Source organism: Nitrospinota bacterium (assembly GCA_035528715.1).
GTDB lineage: Bacteria > JADFOP01 > JADFOP01 > DATKYB01 > DATKYB01 > DATKYB01.
The window spans coordinates 1-17650 of sequence record DATKYB010000108.1; the positions used below are offsets into that span (position 1 = coordinate 1).

Here is a 17650-nt window from a genome sequence, read left to right on the forward strand (position 1 = left end):
GAAGAGCAGGGAGCTTTTGGGATTAACCCAGGAGGGAATCAACAGGATTGCCAAGATCGTCAAACAGCTCTTAGCCTTTCATCGTCCTGAAACAGAGGCAAGGAGTTTAGAGGATATCAACAGTATTGTAAAGAAGACCCTTTCCTTAACAAAGAACCAGCTTTCTCTGAGTAATGTAAAGGTAATAGAAGAGTTTTCCTCTGACCTGCCGAAGGTGATGGTTTCTTCCCAGCAGATGCACCAGGTTTTATTAAATCTCATCTTAAATGCTCAGGATGCGATGCCAGAGGGTGGTGAAATAAGGATTCAGACAGGGGAGGATAATGGGGTGGTTCATATTGATATCAGTGATACAGGTTTAGGTATCCCTGAGGAGATAAGGGATAAGATCTTTGAGCCCTTTTTTAGCACGAAGAAGAGGGAGAAGGGGACAGGATTGGGTCTTTCTATTTCCTATGGGATTATCAAGGCTCATAATGGAGATATTTTGGTTAAGAGCAAAGAAAAGGAAGGAACAACCTTTACCATAAAACTGCCTGTAGAAAATCATTAAGATATTATGATAGATTAATCCATTATTTGTCAGGGTTGATTCTTCAATTTGAAGAGAGAATAATTGTCAGTATTCCTTAATAAAAAAATGTAAATCCAACCTTAATTCTTATTTTTTTAATACTTTAAAAGTTATAAAAAAAAGAAAAATATTTTATTCTTAATGAAATTTATTGTCAAGGATTTTCCCGACCAAATGACTCAAGATCAGGAGAGAAAAAAGGCCTTCTTACAATAATATAGTAATAGAGAAGGATAGAATTTTTAAATTTCAGCCTCTTCAGGACAGATAATGGTCGATATATATTTCTCTGTCATACATGTTGGGGTCTTTGCTTTTTTGATACACTCATAACATTTTTTGGGATTAAAAAGCGGGGTACTTATGTATTTTTCTCCTCCATCTGGGAACAGGGTGACAACAACACCCCTGTCCATGCCTTTTATCATTTCTAATACACCATACATGCTGGCGCCAGAGCTTATCCCACAAAAAATACCTTCTTTGATCGTCAATAACCTTGCTGTCTCAAAGGCGTCTTCGTCTGAAACATAAATCCTCTCATCTAAGCGGGAGGGGTCAAATATCTCTGGGACGTACTGATGCGTCAGATTTTTAAGGCCTTGGATCTTAGAGTTGGGATAGGGTTCTACGCCAATGATTTTGATATCGGGATTATACTCCTTAAGGCGTCTTGAAACGCCCATTAAGGTGCCTGTGGTCCCGAGTCCAGCAACAAACATCGTTATCTTGCCATCTGTATCTCTCCATATCTCTTCACTGGTCGTCTCATAATGCGCCAATGCATTATACTTGTTTTCGAATTGACACGGCATAAAATACTTCGGGTCTTTTGCAATCTCATTTGCCAGGTCTATCGCGCCATCCATCCCTTTTGTTCCATTGCTTAAAATGATCATTGCTCCATATGCAGTAAGAATCTTTCTCCGCTCTATACTCATTGTTTCAGGCATGACCAGTTCTAACCGATAGCCCTTGACTGCACAGACCATGGCCAGGCCAATACCGGTGTTTCCGCTGGTCGGTTCAATAACGATCTTGTCCTTTGTCAATGTGCCGTCCTTTTCTGCATACTCTATCATATATTTGGCAATTCTATCCTTTACCGAGCCGGTAGGGTTATATCTCTCTAGCTTGGCAAAAATTTCTATATCCTTATTTTTACAAAAATGGTTAATTTTTACCAAAGGAGTATTTCCTACCAGATCGATGATGTCTCTATAAGTCCCCAACATGTCTTTGCCTCCTCGTGAAAACTTACAAATCTATTGTCGTATAATAGTAACATTTAATAAGAACATGATAAATATAAATTTATTGTTAAAGAGTATCAAGAGTTATTTTGAATTAAGTATAAAGAAATACATAAACTTACCGAAAAGATAGATATATATCAATAAAAATCGCCTTGACTTGATAAATGTAATGACAACGATAAAGTCAAGAAGAGGCGAATATAAAAGAGACCACTATGGAAAAAGAAAAAATACGCTCTCTTATAGAAAAGGTTGAAGATCTACCTACGTTGCCCTCCATTGCAACACAGGTTATGAGTATCATAGAAGATGAAAGAAGCAGTTCTTCTGACCTAGCAAAGGTTATCAAAAATGACCTCCCCCTTACTGGAAAGCTATTAAAGATTGCCAATTCTGCCTTCTATGGCCGAAGGAGTCAAATATCCACATTGGTCGATGCCATCAATCTTATTGGATATAATTCGGTAAGCAATGTTGTCATGAGTATCAGTGTGATCGATCTTTTTGAAAAGAGAAAGGCAAGTGGTTCTTTAAACAAAGAGGATTTTTGGAGACATTCTATAGCCTGTGGGATATGTTCAAGGGCCTTGGCAAAAAAGGTAAGATATAAGTTACCCGAGGAGGCTTTTACTGCTGGCATTATCCACGATATTGGACAGCTTATTATTGAGCAGTATTTCTCTGAGCAATTTAAGGAAATAGTGAATAAGGTTGTGACAGAAGAAATTTCCTTTTTAAAAGGAGAGATGGATATCTTAGGTGTCGATCATTCTATAATAGGAAAGTGGTTGTTAGACAAATGGAATTTACCAAAAGGTTTAAAGGACGCTGTTTGGTTTCATCATCAACCCCTCAAAAGCTTTGACAAAGAAGATTCTAAAAATCTTTTATCGAAAATTGTTAATGCGGCGAATATCATATGTGAGAATCAGATGTTAAGCACATCCACATACGATAATGTTCCCTTTCTTAAAAACGAAATCTGGGAATCATTTGGGCTTAAAGAAGAAAATATTGTTGAAATAGCAGAGGATCTAAGATCGGATGTCAATCAAACTATAGAAGAGCTAGGCTTAAAGATTACGAAACCGGAATCGTATTTTAGTGTCTTACAAAAGGTCAATAAAAGGCTTGGCAAGATAAATATCTCATTAAATGAGAGCAATATAAAGCTGAATCATACCAATAAACAGCTCTCTTTTATCTATAGCTTCAGCAATAAATTGCAAAAAGCATTGGGGATTGATGAAATCTTAAAAACCACAGTAGAAGATATCTGTCTTGGATTAAAATTTTCGAGGAGCTTCTGTTATTTATTGAATGACAAGGGGAAGTTAATCGAAGGCATCATAGGAGAGGTTATGGATAGGGATGCAAAGCTCTCAGATAAAGAAGAAAAGGATGATAGGGGGGAGTTAATCTTTTTGGATTACAGACATGAATTTACAAAATTTAAGGATCGACTCAAGGATTTTCAAACGCCAAAAATCATTGCTATCCCCATTACTGTTAATGGAAAAAAAATAGGAGGAATTGCTGTTGATCGGGGTCCGAATGAATATTTAGAGAATGATAAAGAATTATTTACTCTTAAGACCTTGTCTAATTCTATTGGTCAGGTCCTAAGAAGGGCCCAGATGTATACAGAGCTCAACAAACAGGCAGAAGAGGTTGTTTTAACACAGAGAAGATATCACGAAGCTCAATCAGAGAAGTTAGAGGCCTTGGGGAGGCTCGCAGCAAATGTGGCACACCAGATTAATGATCCTCTGCAGGCGATCAATAGTTTTGTCTCAAGCACAATAGATAGCCTGGGGGAGGATAATGAAAACACAAAGAAGCTCAAATTGGCAAAGGATGGTGTAGCAATCATTGCAAATAAGATATCTCAATTTCTCGATTTATACAAACAAGAGATAGCGATGAAAGAAGATGTTGATGTGAATTCACTCATAGAAAGGGCTGTTGTATTTTTAAATCAAAGATTGTCTCAAAATAAAATTTCTATTGAAAAAGATTTATCCGAAAAATTAACGAATATAAAGGGGTCCCCAGAGCATCTGTATCAGGCATTTAGTGAATTCATTATGTTTGCAACAGAATCAATGCAAGAGGGTGGGACCATTAAGATATCTACAAAAAGAGAAGAACGTTATGTAGCGATTCGGTTACAAGATAATGGGTCTGGGATACCTGAGGAGGATATTTCGCATGTATTTGAGCCCTTTCATTTAATAAAGATAAGGCATAAAGACAAGAGAGGAAAAGAATCCAATCTTTCAGCTGCATACTTAACGATAAAGGCTCATAAGGGAGAGGTTAAGGTTAAAAGCGCTGAGGGCAAGGGAACAATTTATAAGATTTTTCTTCCTATATATATATAGTATCTTTTTACTTAAGCAAATTCCTATTTGGAATTTTCTCATTTCCAACAAAAAAACATCCCCGTTTTTCTTTCCCATAAATCCTGCCAAAAATTCTTGACAGGTTAAATTCTAAAAGCTATTATTATTTATAAAATAAGCTTTTCTTAGAAAAAGCCAAACCACCTGCAAGGGTGGGACGGAAAGCCACGGTTCTTTGATAGAGAAAGCCGGGTTACCTAAGAGAATTTTAGGTTGCCCGGTTTTTTATTTAAAATGGAAAAATTAGAGCGTTATAATAAAAAGAACATCATTAAATCTTTTGAGGTTAAAGCCTATATAAGGCATGAAGAGGTTGAGGAAGAGGAATCAACATATAGGGTTAGGGGCTATAGCTCTCCAAATTTTATACTGGAATTTTCAGAACCTGCCTTGGCTCTTCAGGAGATAAGGGATATTATGAATAGTTCCCCAAAAGCTCGACCAGAAAAGATCTTTGCGTTAAAGAAAAAGATAGAAGAAGGGACATACGCCCCTCCCAGTTTAAGAATCGCGGGTAAAATCCTAAAAAATTCAGTCCATCGTCTTTAAGTTCATATCTTTTTTCAGATTTTTGCAGATATATCCAAAAAGAGATTTTTCCATCTTGCTTAAGAGGGGCTTTTATTAAAAAAGACTTGAAATATTTGAAAATATATATTAATAACTATTAGAAAATTACAAGCTTTTTATTGATAGAAAGAGGATATTATGAAGACGATTAAACTTGGCGTTCCAAAAGGAAGTCTCAATTATCCCGGTAGAGGGAATACAGAAGGTCTCTTTATCGACGCAGGATACGATATTAAGGGATATTCTCCAACCAAGGAGCAGGACTCTTCTTTGGTCATTGCCAATGACCTGGAAATCAGTCTTTTTTTGACAAGACCCCAGAGTGCGCCCAATGAGCTTTCAAGAGGCCTTTTGGATATAGCCATTATTGGGGGTGATTGGGTAATGGAAGAATCGGTCAATGGGGAGCCCTTGGAAAAATTGTGTGACCTGGAATACGGCAAGGCAAGATTGGTTACAGCTATACCCAAGGTAACCCCTGCAGAAACACTATCAGAATTCTTTTTAATAAAATCAAAAGAGAAGAAAGAGATCATTTGCTATACAGAATATATCAATCTCACAAAATCTCACTTTATGAAAAATGATGAATACAAGAAGTTATATGGAAATAAGGTGCCTCTTATTCAGATTCGAGGGATAAAGGGTGGAGAGAATAAGTCTGTTCAAATCATCAATTCAGATGGAGTTACTGAAGGATATATTGCAAAGGGAGCTGATATTGTTGTTGACAATACCCAGACAGGGTCTACCTTAAAAAAATATGGCCTCAAAGAACTAGGCGAGATCCTCATCTCAAGCGCCGGCCTTTATGGTGGGAAGAACCTTAAAGAAGACCCTTGGAAAAAAGATAAGGCCCTTGATATCAGAGACCAGCTTATGGGTGCGGTGATAGCCAGAAAATATAATGATGTGAAGTTTAATATCCATAAAAAAGATTTTGATAAGCTGATGAAATACTTAAAAGAGAATAAGCTCTACTCTCAGGCCCCCACTGTTACTGAGGCAGGGGATTGGTATGCGGTTAATATCGTTGTGCTCAAAGAGACATGGCCAAAAATAAGCAGGGAGCTGAAAAGGGATTATAAGGCGAGTGCCATTGTAAGGAGTAATTTGCGTCAATTCATCCTTTAAATAGAATTTTCATCATCATTATCAAGAAAATCTTTGAATCCATCCTTTGTCTTGATCAATAGCCTCATTGGCAAAACTTATCCTTAAAAGCATATCTCTTTCCCAAAACTATTAAAAAAATTTTGTCTGCGTGTATTGACAGAATTTTTCAATGGTTATATATTGGTTATGAACATATGTTCATAACCAATCATATTTATATCGAGAAAGTTTTAATGCCAAGACCAGTTAAAACACGATTTATTAGAGATATCCCGCGGGTCAGTCATTTCAAGCCGAGAGGAAAACCGATGAGATTCCTTGAAGAGATTATCCTCACCCTGGATGAATATGAAGCCCTGAGACTGGCTGATCTTGAAGGGAAAAACCACAATGAAGCTTCAAAGTTTATGGGAATATCCAGGCCGACTTTCACGAGGTTGATTGAAAGGGCAAGACGCAAATTAGCAGATGGCATTATTAATGGGAAATTAATAACTATAGAAGGGGGGAATTATAAAATGGCTTCAATGAGAAGATTTAGATGTTATACTTGCAACCATGTGTGGGAATTACCTCATGGCACGGGCAGACCATCTTCCTGCCCCAGTTGCGGGAGCAATGCCATTCATAGGGCAGAGGAAGACAGGGGACATTCAAGAGGAGGAGGCACGGGAAGAGGACCAGGGGGTTCGGATAGTCGAAGATAAAAAGCCTTTCATTTAAATTGAAACAGAAAAAAATCCATAAAAAAGAGGTAAGATGAAAGAGAGTGGTGATATCGCCTTTGATGAGAAGCAGGCCAAGCAGTATGATAAATGGTTTGAAACCGATGAAGGAAAATATACGGACAAAAGAGAAAAGGATCTCCTTATCAAATTATTAAAGCCTGAAGCCGGGCAGACTCTTCTTGATGTTGGCTGCGGCACGGGAAATTATTTCATGTTTTTCGAAGACCTCGGTTATAAAGTTTCCGGGTTTGACCCCTCTATGCCCATGATGAAATATATAGAGGGGAAGATGAAAAAAAAGCCACCGCTTTTTTTAGCATTGAGCGAGGAGCTCCCCTTCAAGGACAACTCCTTTGATGTTGTGGCCCTGATCACCTCCTTTGAGTTTGTAAAGGATGGCAAAAAGGGGCTAGAAGAGGCCTTCAGGGTAGCAAGGAAAAAGGTTGTGCTCGGAGTTCTCAATAAGATATCCTATCTCAATATCAAGAGAAGGCTCCTTGCGCCTATTAAAAAAAGCGTTTTTTTAAAGATAAGGTTTTACTCTATCTTTGAACTCAACCGACTGATAAGAGAGGTCTCAAAAGGAGAGATAAAGTGGGGATCGGTTCTCACTTTGCCCTTAAGCTGGCATAAGGTTCTGGGCTCTCTGGATGGGGCTTTATCCTTTTGGAAAAATCCCTTTGGAGCCTTCTTGGGAATCGTTGTTGAGATTCCAGAAAAAAGAGGAGACTAAAAAATGCAAGTGGCCTGATAACCATCTCCAATGCCTGCAAGGTATAAGCAAAAAATATGCAGGATGAGATCTAAAAGGTTTTAGACATCTTGACAAGCCTGTATTTTTCAGGATATAGTAAGTTAAAAATGAGATGGTGCGTTCGAAGGGGGAACCTCCATGTAAAAAAAGAAAAACCTTCGTTTCTTATATGCGAAGGTTTTTGTTTTTTAAGGGGGCTCGAAAGATTTCGATTTTAAGCTGGATTTACCACTTTATTTCTAAAAATTATAATCAATCCTATGAACATTAATGATCTATCTCAAGAACCTTCCGAAGTTATCGTTGTCGAGGCATCTGCGGGTTCCGGAAAAACCTATGCCCTTGCCAAACGATACTTAAAACTTCTCATCAATCCCGCTTTTAGATTCGAACAGATTCCTCTGCGCCATATCCTTGCCATTACCTTTACGAACAAAGCAACCGTAGAGATGAAAGAGAGGATTTTAGAGCTTTTAAAGAGGATTGCTTTTGACGAGTTCAAAAACAAAGAGCAGGAAGAGGATATTTATCAATCGCTAGAGTTGGATAAAAATTTTGCAAAGAAGCGAGCCAAAGAGATAATGGATGAACTGATCCAAAACTACAGCTTTTTCCAGGTGCAGACCATAGACAGCTTTATTAATGCCCTTCTTTTGGGCTGCGCCCTTCGGATTGACCGCTCAGCGAGCTTTAGCATCAAACGCGATTATATCCCATACCTCGCTTATAGCCTCGACCTTGTTATTGAACAGGCACCAAGCAATAAAACAGTACTGGACTTTCTGAAAGATTTCCTTCAGCACTACCTCTTTGTAGAAAACAGAAGCGGGTGGTTCCCAAGACAAGACATTGTATTGCTTATGCAATCATTATTTCGGCTGAGCAATAGATACAGCGGCCTCTTTTTTGAATACGGGGGGGAAGTAAAGAATGTCATCAGAAAAAAAATTGCTCTCTTTGAGCAGATAAAAGAGCTGGCTAAAGGTCTCCCTGACGGGATGAATAAAAATGCTCAGAATTCGATTATCAAATTCATTGAAAATAACGACAATATATTTGAAATCAGTGAAATACCTAAGAAATTCCAACAACCTTCTGTACCGATGAACAAAGGGAAAGAGGGTGTGCCCACCTTTGAGAGGAAATGGGAAAAAATCTATCACGGAATAAAAGAACTTATTGAGCTTGAAGCAACCATATCCTATACCCCATACATCAATCTGTTTCGCGGGATGTTATTGTTTTTTAAAGATATATCAAAAAGAGAGGATGTTTTGTTTCTTGAAGAACTGAACAAAAAAGCACGGTCTCTTTTTGGCGATGGCGGAGTAACGGTTGCTGAGCTCTACTATCGTCTTGCGACGAGGTTTCGGCATTATCTTATTGATGAATTCCAGGATACAAGCCTTATACAGTGGCAAAACCTCAAGATGATGATTGAAGAGGCGCTTTCTACTGGCGGTTCGCTCTTTTATGTTGGTGATAAGAAACAGGCCATATACCGGTTTCGAGGAGGTGAAGCAGGGCTTTTTGATCAGGTCAAAGAGGAATTGAGCCAGTATAATGCGAGAATCGAACATCTCACCAAAAACTGGCGCAGTCAAAAAGCAATTGTCGAGTTTAACAACCGCGTTTTTTCATATGAAAATCTCAAAAAAACACTCAAAGATTCAGGTATTTTAGAAGAACTGACAGGCGATGACGGGGCAGAGAGAGAAATCCTGGATGTCTTTAAAGACGCTATCCAAGAGCGCAAAGAGGAAAATCAGTACGGATATGTGAGGGTTTTGGGAATTGATGAGAAGAACCAGGAAGAGAGAGATGAAATCATGCAGAAAAAAATTTTGAGCCTGATAGAGGATCTGAAAAAGCGCTTCAATTACGAAGATATCGCTCTATTAACTCGCGATAATAACGAGGTTGAGATCATCACCTCATGGCTGCTTCAAAAGGGATATCCGGTTGAGTCAGAGAAGACACTGAACCTTCTAGAAAATGCCTTGATTAAAGAACTCCTCTCTTTTTTAAAATTCCTTTGCTCCCCCATCGACGATTTAAGCTTTGCTGCCTTCATCTTAAGCGATCTCTTTTGTTGTGTAACCACTCTTAAGCAGGAAGAGATGAGGGATTTCATTTTTAACCTTCATCAAGAAAAAAAGCTCAGCCCCGATATCAGCCTCTACAACCTCTTTCGAGAGAAATACCCTGAGGTATGGGATGCGTATATAGACGAATTCTTTAAAAGCGTGGGATTTATTTCTCCCTATGAACTCACTGTCAGCATCTACCAGCGGTTTCTGCTCATGGAGAGGATGAGCTTGAGCCAGGCATTTTTGATGAAGTTCCTTGAGCTTATCAAAGCCAGAGAGGATGAGTATGTAAACCTATCTGATTTTTTATCCTACATCAAAGATGCGCCGCCTGAAGATCTCTACGTTAACGTCATTCACAGCGATTCGATAAAAGTCCACACCATCCATAAATCAAAAGGGCTTGAATTTCCTGTGGTGATTCTCCCCTTTTTGCGTATGGACATCTCACCGGAGAGCGGGGGGAGGGGAACAAGCTCCTATGTGGTTAATCAGGGAGAGGATTTAGGCCTTGTAAGGATTACCAGTCATTACCGCCCTTATTCAGAAGAGCTGCAAAAGATCTATTCAAAAGCCTATAAGAAGGCCTGTATTGATGAACTGAACAACATCTACGTTGCCTTAACCCGCCCGAAGTTTGAACTCTATCTCTTCGTCCCGAGAAGGAGCGCTAACAGACCCAATAAGGCAAGGTTCCTCATCCCAGAGGAGATAAGGGAGATGGGCGAGAAGATGGTTTACGAGAAAAAGAAGAGAGATAAAAAGCCATTAATGATAATTCCTCCATCATCCTATAGGGACTGGATGGAGCCGCTAAAAGAGGAGTTCGGCGATTTTGATCGGATTAAAAACCGAGAGAAGATCTTTTATGGAAATGTCATGCATACCATTCTCTCCTTGGTAGGTAACCTCCGTCCTGAAAGAGAAGATGAGGTCATCCAAAGAGCCATAAGTAACGCTATGGTCCTCTATCCCGCTATTTCTGACTTTACTCCCTACACACAGTCTATTCAAAGCCTGATTTCGAAAAGAGAGATCAAGCCCTTTTTCTATGTGGAAGATGGAGAGGTCTTTCAGGAGCGAGAGGTGGTCAGCTCTTTTGGTGATCTGAAGCGAATTGACCGGTTGGTTGTAAAGGAAAAAGAGGTATGGGTCGTCGACTACAAGAGCAGAGGAGAAAATGAAGAAATTCATCAAAAGCAGATGAGGGAATATATGAGAATTATAGAGGAGATTTATCCTGGAAGAGAGATCAAGGGTTTTCTTATCTATCTTGATGAGATGAGTGTGAAAAGGATTAAAAAATGAATCGAACAATCACCTACAGCCTCAGCGAAGACCTCATAAAAAATATCGCTGACCTTTTATACGAGGAGTTTTTTAAGAAAGGAAAAGATCTCCATCGTATCGCCTGTGTTTTTGGAGGAAAAAGGCCTGCTCTTTTCCTGAGGCGTGAGCTTTCCAAAAGAATCGAGAAGAGCTTTATTTCGCCTCGGTTTTTTTCCATTGACGAATTCATGGATTACATTATTTCGCAAAACAGCACTCTAAAGCTCATCGCAGAGCTTGATGCCTGCTACCTCATCTATAAGCTTTCGAAAAAGTCTGCGCCGGATATCTTAAAGGGAAGGGAATCTTTCAATCAATTTCTTCCCTGGGCAAAGGAGATTGTTACCTTTATTGAGCAGATTGATCTAGAGGGGATTGAAGAAGAATCGCTAAAGAGTATCCAGAAGAGCTCAGAGATCGGGTATGAGATTCCTGAAAATATCAACGTGTTATTGCAGCACATCATCAAAATCCGCAAAGCCTATCATAAATCTTTAAACAAGGAAAAGAGCTATTCTCGGGGATTAATCTATCTCCAGGCAGCAAAGACGGTAAATAAAAAAACTTTTTTGGAGTTTGATACCATTCTCTTTTGCAACTTCTATTACCTGCACAAGACCGAGCTGGCTGTTATCAGAGATATCTTAAGGCGCGAAAAAGGAATCCTCATTTTCCAGGGGAGCGAAGATGACTGGTCCGTCCTTGAGAAAGATGCAGAAAAACTCCATATCTCCATAAAACCAGAACAAAAAAGAGAAGAGAATTATAACCTCAATCTATACGAGGGGTTTGACATGCACTCGCAGGTCAGCTTGGTAAGGGAGATAATGAAAGAGATTAGCAAAAAAGAAGATACGGTGATTGTTCTGCCCAGGCCAGAGCTCGTTGTCCCTCTCCTCTCAGAGATATCCTCATCCCTGGATGAATTCAATGTATCCATGGGCTATCCAATAAAGCGAAGCTCGATCTATGCCCTGTTTGATCTGCTTTTTCGGGTTCAAAAAAGCAGAAAAGACAGCAAATACTACGCCAGAGATTATATCGATCTTCTCAAGCACCCTCTGGTGAAGAACTTAAAACTGGGAAGCGATCCCGCAATTACCCGTGTGCTCGTCCACAAAATTGAAGAGCTCCTTTTGGGAAGCGAAAAGACAAAAATCGGGGGGAGCCTCTTTTTAGAGCTTTCAAAAATCGAGAATGAAGAGGAAATCTATCAGCTTGCCAGCCAGACCCTCAAGCATATGGAGATCAATATCGGCACCTTTGAGGCTGAAAAGGTCTTCAAACAGCTCCATAAACTCCTCTTTTTTGATTGGGAAGATATCAGAGATTTTAAAGGGTTTGCTGAGAAGCTTTCGATTCTTCTCGATACCCTTGTGGAGAGAAGTATGGTCTGGAAATTTCCCTTTAATTTAAAGGTCATTTTGAAGCTCTACAGCATAAAAGAGGAGCTCGAGGGCCTCTCCTTTTCTGAGGAGCAATTTGAACAGAGAGAGATCTGGGAAATCTTCAAACAGAAGCTGGAGGGAGAGATGGTCTCCTTTGAAGGCTCACCCCTTCGGGGAACGCAAGTGTTAGGTCTTTTTGAGACCCGCTCCCTTAACTTTGAAAATGTCATTGTTATGGATATGAACGAATCAATTCTTCCCAAGCTCAAGATCTATGAACCCCTTATCCCTCGCGAGGTCATGCTGAGCCTCGGGCTCAACCGTCTTGAAAAGGAAGAGGAGATCCAGCACTATCATTTTATGCGGCTTATCTCCAATGCACAAAATGTCCACCTTATCTATGAAGAAAACCGGGAAAAGGAAAAAAGCCGATTCATTGAAGAGCTTCTCTGGAATCGGCAGAAGGAGCTGAACAGAATGGAGGCTTTGGAGATTCCAAAAGCAAGTTTTAAGATGGATGTTTCTCCAAAAGAGAGCTCTGTTGAAAAAACAGAGGAAACAATCGATTTCTTAAAAAAAGCGACCTATTCCTCAAGCCGGCTGAACACCTATATGAATTGCCCTTTAAAATTTTATTTTCAGTATGTTCTGGGATTAGAGGAAAGGGAGGACTTGCTGGAAGGCCCGGAAGTAAAGCATATTGGAAAGTTTATCCACGAGCTTCTGAAAGAGACCTTTCAACCCTTCATCAAAAAGAGGCCTTTGATTGACGAGGGGTTTAAAAAATACTTTTTCAAGACCATGGAAAAGGAGTTTGAGGAGAAAATCGAGCGCCGCATGAAGTCCGATTCCTTTTTATTAAAGGGGATTATCAAAGCCAGGCTGAAAAAATTTTTAGAGAGGGAAGAGGAGCGAGATGTTTCAAAGATTCTAAGCCTTGAAGAAAAGCTTCTGGGAGCGATAAAACTCAACAGTGAACCCATAAATTTTATCTATATTGTGGACAGGATTGATGAGTTTGATAAAAATCGCCTGGTGATTATCGATTACAAGACAGGCGGCTCTGACCTTGTGCCGAAAAAGCTCAAAACCCTTGATGGAATGGAGATGACAAGAGAATCGATAAGAGAAAACATAAAGTCATTCCAGCTTCCCCTCTATTATCACTTTACCTCAAAAGACTTCCCCGAGGCAGATATCAATGCAGAGCTCTATAACATCAAAACCTTAAAGCGAGAGGCCTTTATCAGAGATGAGGATTTAGATAATAAAGAAAGGATCATGGAGATATGCCTTGAGGCCATGAATCATATCTTCAAAGAGATATTTGACCCGAATCTTCCCTTTTCTCCGGATAGGGATGAGAGGAAATGCCAGTATTGTTCGTTTCCTTTGCTTTGTAAATAAAAGTCCCTTTTTTCGCTTGTTCACTTGAAAAACCCCTAAAAAGCAGAAGGGGAGTAAAAGCTGAAAATCGAAAGGGGTATTAGAAGCAAAAGGGGGAATAAAAGCTTTTAATTGAAAAAATGGTTTTGTTGCTATATGCTAATTTATGAGAAGCAAATAAAAATTTTACGGGAGGGTTCATGATGTCCTTTGAAGAGGTTTGGAGCAAAATTGAAAAACATGCTGGTGAGACCTTTCATACAAAAGACGGTGTAGAATTCACTTATAAAATAGAGGGAGATCTCTTCATAGCAGCTGAAGGTGATCAGACGATTTTAAAGAGTGATTTTCAAAGGGCCTATCGAATGATTCCACAGGTTTTGCCTGAAGAGATTGAAAAGATTGTGAAAGGGCCTGCTTATGTCTGGTCCGTTCTTAACGATGAGAGGATTTCTGAGGGCTGAGTGGTAAATTAGGATATTTCCGTTACTTTCTTGCGTGCGAAAGCAAAGGAACCAAAGAAAGACACCCCATACAGATAAATCCAGATGAAAAAACTTAAATGACAAATACCCTCACTCACTCGCCCAATCCCTAAAAAGCAAAAGGGGGAAAAGACAGTAAAAACTAATTTACTAAACTCTTCATGCTCTAAATCTCTGATTTTTATTGCTATTTGATATTATTAGTCCTCATCTCAAAATATTACAGCAATAATATTATTTCAGCGTTCGTTGAAATATGCTTTTTTAGTGAAAGAAAATACTTGACATTTATTTCATTAAAATATATTATATCAGCAATTGCTGAAATAGCTTATTTAGGTGAAACATTATGCAAGTATTTGAAATTGTTGAAAAATTACAAAAGGCTGCTAAGGACTTATTAGAAACAACTGGCTTTGTAAAAGTAATTAAGATAAGATCAGAATTTGAAAATCTTAAAAAGTCGAGATTTAGGCCAGACTTAGCTCTCATGGTACAAGTCAGAGAGCAAAATAAATATGTTCTTATCTTCGAGATCAAGTCCTTGGGACAGCCTCGCTATGTCAGAATGGCAGCAAATCAACTTCAGTCCTTTATTAGAAAAAAACAAGATTTTTACGGTGTATTTGGAGCCCCTTTTGTATCAGAGGAATCGAGACAAATTTGTAAGGAGGAAGGAATTGGATTTATTGATCTGGCTGGTAACTGTTTTTTCAAATTTGATAATGTTTATTTGAGCGCTGAGGGACGTCCAAATCCCTATCCTGGTACAAGACCATTAAAGTCTATCTTTTCTTCTAAATCAACTCGTGCCCTGAGAGTTTTGCTAAATAGTCCAAAGAAGAACTGGCTCCTGAAGGATCTGGCAAAAGTGTCCAAAATTAGTATTGGACAAGCATCAAATATAAAAAAACGACTTTCAGAATATGAAATGATAAAAGAAAAGGGTGTTGGGAAAAGAACGGAATTCTGGCTGTCAAATCCGCAAACTTTACTTAGTAAGTGGGAAAACTACTACAGTTATCGTTCCAATAAAATAAAAGATTATTATTCACTCGAAGATGTAAAAGTTATAGAAGATAAATTAGCTGATTATTTTAAAGCAAATAACATTCCCTATGCATTTACTTTGACTTCTGGTGCATCTAGAATAGCTCCATCCTTAAGATACAATAGAGTTTTCTGTTATGTTGATGGTCCTATTGAATCAATAGCCGAAGACTTAAAACTGAAAGAAGTAATTTCAGGGCCCAACGTATCTTTATTGTTTCCTTATGATGATGGTGTCTTCTATGGTTCGCAAGAATTTCAGAATCAAAAAGTTGTTTCTGATGTCCAACTTTATTTAGACCTAAAAAATTATAAGGAGAGGGGAGAAGAAGCAGCAAATTTTATTTTAAATGAAAGACTAAAAAAACAATGGTCACAAGATTAGCCCTTTTGACCTGAAACACACTGCTTCTTTTTCCGCTTGCTCGCTTGAAAAACCCCTAAAAAGCAGAAGGGGATTTTAAATAATGCAAAAATCTATTGACTAAACCCTACCCTTTTGATAGAAAATAAGAGATTTATTAATAAAAAAATCTCATATCAAATTCTTATGAAGTAATCTTCTAAATTCTCTGGAGTTTATTTTTAATGTGGCTCACAACAAGAGGAAGATATGCCGCCAGGGCGATGATAGATTTAGCCTGTCATTCAAAGGGCAGGCCTGTTTCATTGCAGCCCATATCAGAAAGACAGAACATATCTTTATATTATCTGGGACAGCTCTTTATGAATTTAAGAAAGGCTGGCTTGGTAAAGGGCATGAGGGGGCCTAGCGGTGGATATGTTTTAACCAGAAGACCAGCGGATATCAGCATAATGGATATATTTTCTGCTGTTGAAGAGGGTATATACCCCGTGAATTGTATAAGAGAGAATATAGATACAAACAAAATATGTGATAGGCAGGATGGCTGTGTCACCCGATTAGTCTGGAAGAAGCTGTATGAACAAACCTCAAAGCTCCTTGCAACTACCACTTTAAAAGATGCGTGTAAAGAACTGGATAATCTAAAAAAGAAAAAAACAAAGACCCTACGATAAAATTACACAGCAAAATTGTATTGACTCAATACTATCTTTACTTGGCCTCTTTTTCCGCTTGCTCGCTTGAAAAACCCCTAAAAAGCAGAAGGGGAACTGAAATTTTTACAAAAATTAACATATTGAATTGCTAAATTAATTCTATATGATTATAGTTAAATATCTAATATATCTATATGATTTTTCCATAGGATAGGGGTATGCTAAGATGAAAAAACGAGATAGAGGAGCTGGCTTAAAAAATGTATTCCAGAAGTAAAGAAGCAGGTCTTTCCTGGAAGAGGAGGATGTATGGCATCTTTTCCACCGAAGGATGAGAAGACAATCCGTCAGCAGATCGTATCCCTTCTTGAGGGAGACATTCTTTCTGCCAGGGAGATTTCCGGCAGTATTGGTATCTCTGAAAAGGAGGTCTATCAGCACCTCGAGAACATCAGAAAAACCCTTAAGAACAGAGATCAGAAGTTGATTATGACCTCCTGTGAATGCAGGAAATGCGGCTTTGTGTTCAAAAAGAGGACAAGGCTGAAAAAGCCGGGCAGATGTCCCCTGTGCCGCAGCGAGAATATTGAAGAGTCAAATTTTGCCATAAAATAATCTCTGTTCTAAATAGCTTTGTTCATTTCTTGCTTGCGAAAGCAAACGAACCAAAGAAGGACACCCCTCGATTTTTTTAAACGGTATTTAGCTGCATTCTCTTCAGAGAAGCAGCAAACTCAGGCTTTGCCTTCAAACAGCTGCTTCTATCATCCTCGCTTACTTGTCAAATCCCCAAAAAGCAGAAGGGGAATTAAAGAGAAAACCGCAGAAAACTATTGACTAAACCCTACCTTTGATTAATTGAAAACAAAAAATATTGACTGTTTTTTTATAAGTAGTTGAAATAAATACTTTTATTTAATAATTAAATATTGATATTGATATCTATTATCCTTTAAGTATTTGAATTTAAAAGAAAAAACATTAATTTTTTTCTTAATATTTCAAAAAAATGATTTTTATTTGAAAAATATTATTTAGACTATTGACTTTTATATAAAAAGCTTATATATTTGTTATTAAGCATGGGCTTATTTAAATAATTATATAAATTTAAATAAAATTATGGAACTTTTTAAAATCTATCTTTGTCTATATAATTAGACAAACTTTAAAGGAGGTATGACATGAAATACGTAGTAGATATATCTCAAAAAAATGCAGAGAAAATCGAAAATCTCATTAATAAAGGAGATTATGACAATTTTACCCAGTTTGTAAATACAGCAATTCAAAACCAAATCTATTTAGAGGAAACTGATTCTTCAGCTTTTGAAGATGAATATGGTTTTAAAACTAGAAGTATTACAGATAACTCTTCAGGAATTAAAATGGTTTTTAACAATTATAACATCAAAAGGATAGAAAACCATCCCAAGCCTGTTTCAATGCCTACTTTTCAACAAGTATATAGTACATTTCAGAACAAAGAAGAAGAT

The 17650-nt window shown here is 38.2% G+C and carries 14 protein-coding genes and 1 riboswitch; of the genes, 13 read left to right on the forward strand and 1 reads right to left on the reverse strand.

The genetic code is table 11. From position 1 onward, the window contains the following. Positions 1-553, forward strand: a 553-nt coding sequence (locus VMW81_07790) for an ATP-binding protein (protein ID HUU50844.1), incomplete at its 5' end; no start/stop codon positions are given. Positions 554-816: 263 nt separating this feature from the next. Here VMW81_07790 and VMW81_07795 read toward each other — a convergent pair. Further along, the gene (locus tag VMW81_07795; protein HUU50845.1) at positions 817-1809 is read right to left on the reverse strand and encodes a cysteine synthase family protein; all 993 of its coding nucleotides are present in this window, start codon (positions 1807-1809) and stop codon (positions 817-819) included. Positions 1810-2045: 236 nt separating this feature from the next. Between VMW81_07795 and VMW81_07800 the strand changes: the two genes are divergently transcribed. The 12 genes from VMW81_07800 to VMW81_07855 all read left to right on the forward strand — a co-directional run. Further along, the gene (locus VMW81_07800) at positions 2046-4214 is read left to right on the forward strand and encodes an HDOD domain-containing protein (protein HUU50846.1); all 2169 of its coding nucleotides are present in this window, start codon (positions 2046-2048) and stop codon (positions 4212-4214) included. A 145-nt stretch (positions 4215-4359) separates the two neighbouring features. Next, positions 4360-4436, forward strand: a riboswitch (cyclic di-GMP riboswitch). Positions 4437-4448: 12 nt separating this feature from the next. Continuing rightward, complete coding sequence (locus VMW81_07805; GenBank protein ID HUU50847.1) at positions 4449-4784, forward strand: flagellar biosynthesis anti-sigma factor FlgM; 336 nt, start codon at positions 4449-4451, stop codon at positions 4782-4784. Positions 4785-4943: 159 nt separating this feature from the next. Next, positions 4944-5939: an ATP phosphoribosyltransferase gene (locus VMW81_07810; GenBank protein HUU50848.1), complete on the forward strand. Its 996-nt coding sequence runs from the start codon at positions 4944-4946 to the stop codon at positions 5937-5939. Between the two features lie 215 nt (positions 5940-6154). After that, entirely contained in the window at positions 6155-6628 is a 474-nt protein-coding gene (locus VMW81_07815) for a DUF134 domain-containing protein (GenBank protein ID HUU50849.1), read from the forward strand. Between the two features lie 52 nt (positions 6629-6680). Beyond that, entirely contained in the window at positions 6681-7382 is a 702-nt protein-coding gene (locus VMW81_07820) for a class I SAM-dependent methyltransferase (GenBank protein HUU50850.1), read from the forward strand. 281 nt (positions 7383-7663) lie between these two features. Further along, positions 7664-10801 (forward strand): UvrD-helicase domain-containing protein, encoded by a 3138-nt coding sequence (locus tag VMW81_07825; GenBank protein HUU50851.1) that lies wholly within the window; start codon positions 7664-7666, stop codon positions 10799-10801. Further along, the gene (locus VMW81_07830; protein ID HUU50852.1) at positions 10798-13617 is read left to right on the forward strand and encodes a PD-(D/E)XK nuclease family protein; all 2820 of its coding nucleotides are present in this window, start codon (positions 10798-10800) and stop codon (positions 13615-13617) included. The genes VMW81_07825 and VMW81_07830 overlap by 4 nt, the downstream gene beginning before the upstream one ends. 179 nt (positions 13618-13796) lie before the next feature. After that, complete coding sequence (locus VMW81_07835; GenBank protein ID HUU50853.1) at positions 13797-14060, forward strand: hypothetical protein; 264 nt, start codon at positions 13797-13799, stop codon at positions 14058-14060. Positions 14061-14430: 370 nt separating this feature from the next. After that, on the forward strand, positions 14431-15516 hold the full coding sequence (locus tag VMW81_07840; protein HUU50854.1) for a type IV toxin-antitoxin system AbiEi family antitoxin: 1086 nt from the start codon (positions 14431-14433) through the stop codon (positions 15514-15516). Positions 15517-15719: 203 nt separating this feature from the next. Further along, on the forward strand, positions 15720-16172 hold the full coding sequence (locus tag VMW81_07845; GenBank protein ID HUU50855.1) for an Rrf2 family transcriptional regulator: 453 nt from the start codon (positions 15720-15722) through the stop codon (positions 16170-16172). A 291-nt stretch (positions 16173-16463) separates the two neighbouring features. Continuing rightward, complete coding sequence (locus tag VMW81_07850; protein ID HUU50856.1) at positions 16464-16769, forward strand: transcriptional regulator; 306 nt, start codon at positions 16464-16466, stop codon at positions 16767-16769. 569 nt (positions 16770-17338) lie between these two features. Then, positions 17339-17650: hypothetical protein (locus tag VMW81_07855; GenBank protein HUU50857.1), on the forward strand; the 312-nt coding region annotated here is incomplete at its 3' end.

What these genes read in the sequence shown, in the direction of transcription:
- VMW81_07815 (HUU50849.1), top strand. Translation starts at nt 6,155, where the DNA reads ATGCCAAGACCAGTTAAAACACGATTTATTAGAGATATCCCGCGGGTC.
- VMW81_07840 (HUU50854.1), top strand. Translation starts at nt 14,431, where the DNA reads ATGCAAGTATTTGAAATTGTTGAAAAATTACAAAAGGCTGCTAAGGAC.
- VMW81_07800 (HUU50846.1), top strand. Translation starts at nt 2,046, where the DNA reads ATGGAAAAAGAAAAAATACGCTCTCTTATAGAAAAGGTTGAAGATCTA.
- VMW81_07845 (HUU50855.1), top strand. Translation starts at nt 15,720, where the DNA reads ATGTGGCTCACAACAAGAGGAAGATATGCCGCCAGGGCGATGATAGAT.
- VMW81_07795 (HUU50845.1), bottom strand. Translation starts at nt 1,809, where the DNA reads ATGTTGGGGACTTATAGAGACATCATCGATCTGGTAGGAAATACTCCT.
- VMW81_07830 (HUU50852.1), top strand. Translation starts at nt 10,798, where the DNA reads ATGAATCGAACAATCACCTACAGCCTCAGCGAAGACCTCATAAAAAAT.
- VMW81_07810 (HUU50848.1), top strand. Translation starts at nt 4,944, where the DNA reads ATGAAGACGATTAAACTTGGCGTTCCAAAAGGAAGTCTCAATTATCCC.
- VMW81_07820 (HUU50850.1), top strand. Translation starts at nt 6,681, where the DNA reads ATGAAAGAGAGTGGTGATATCGCCTTTGATGAGAAGCAGGCCAAGCAG.
- VMW81_07825 (HUU50851.1), top strand. Translation starts at nt 7,664, where the DNA reads ATGAACATTAATGATCTATCTCAAGAACCTTCCGAAGTTATCGTTGTC.
- VMW81_07835 (HUU50853.1), top strand. Translation starts at nt 13,797, where the DNA reads ATGATGTCCTTTGAAGAGGTTTGGAGCAAAATTGAAAAACATGCTGGT.
- VMW81_07850 (HUU50856.1), top strand. Translation starts at nt 16,464, where the DNA reads ATGGCATCTTTTCCACCGAAGGATGAGAAGACAATCCGTCAGCAGATC.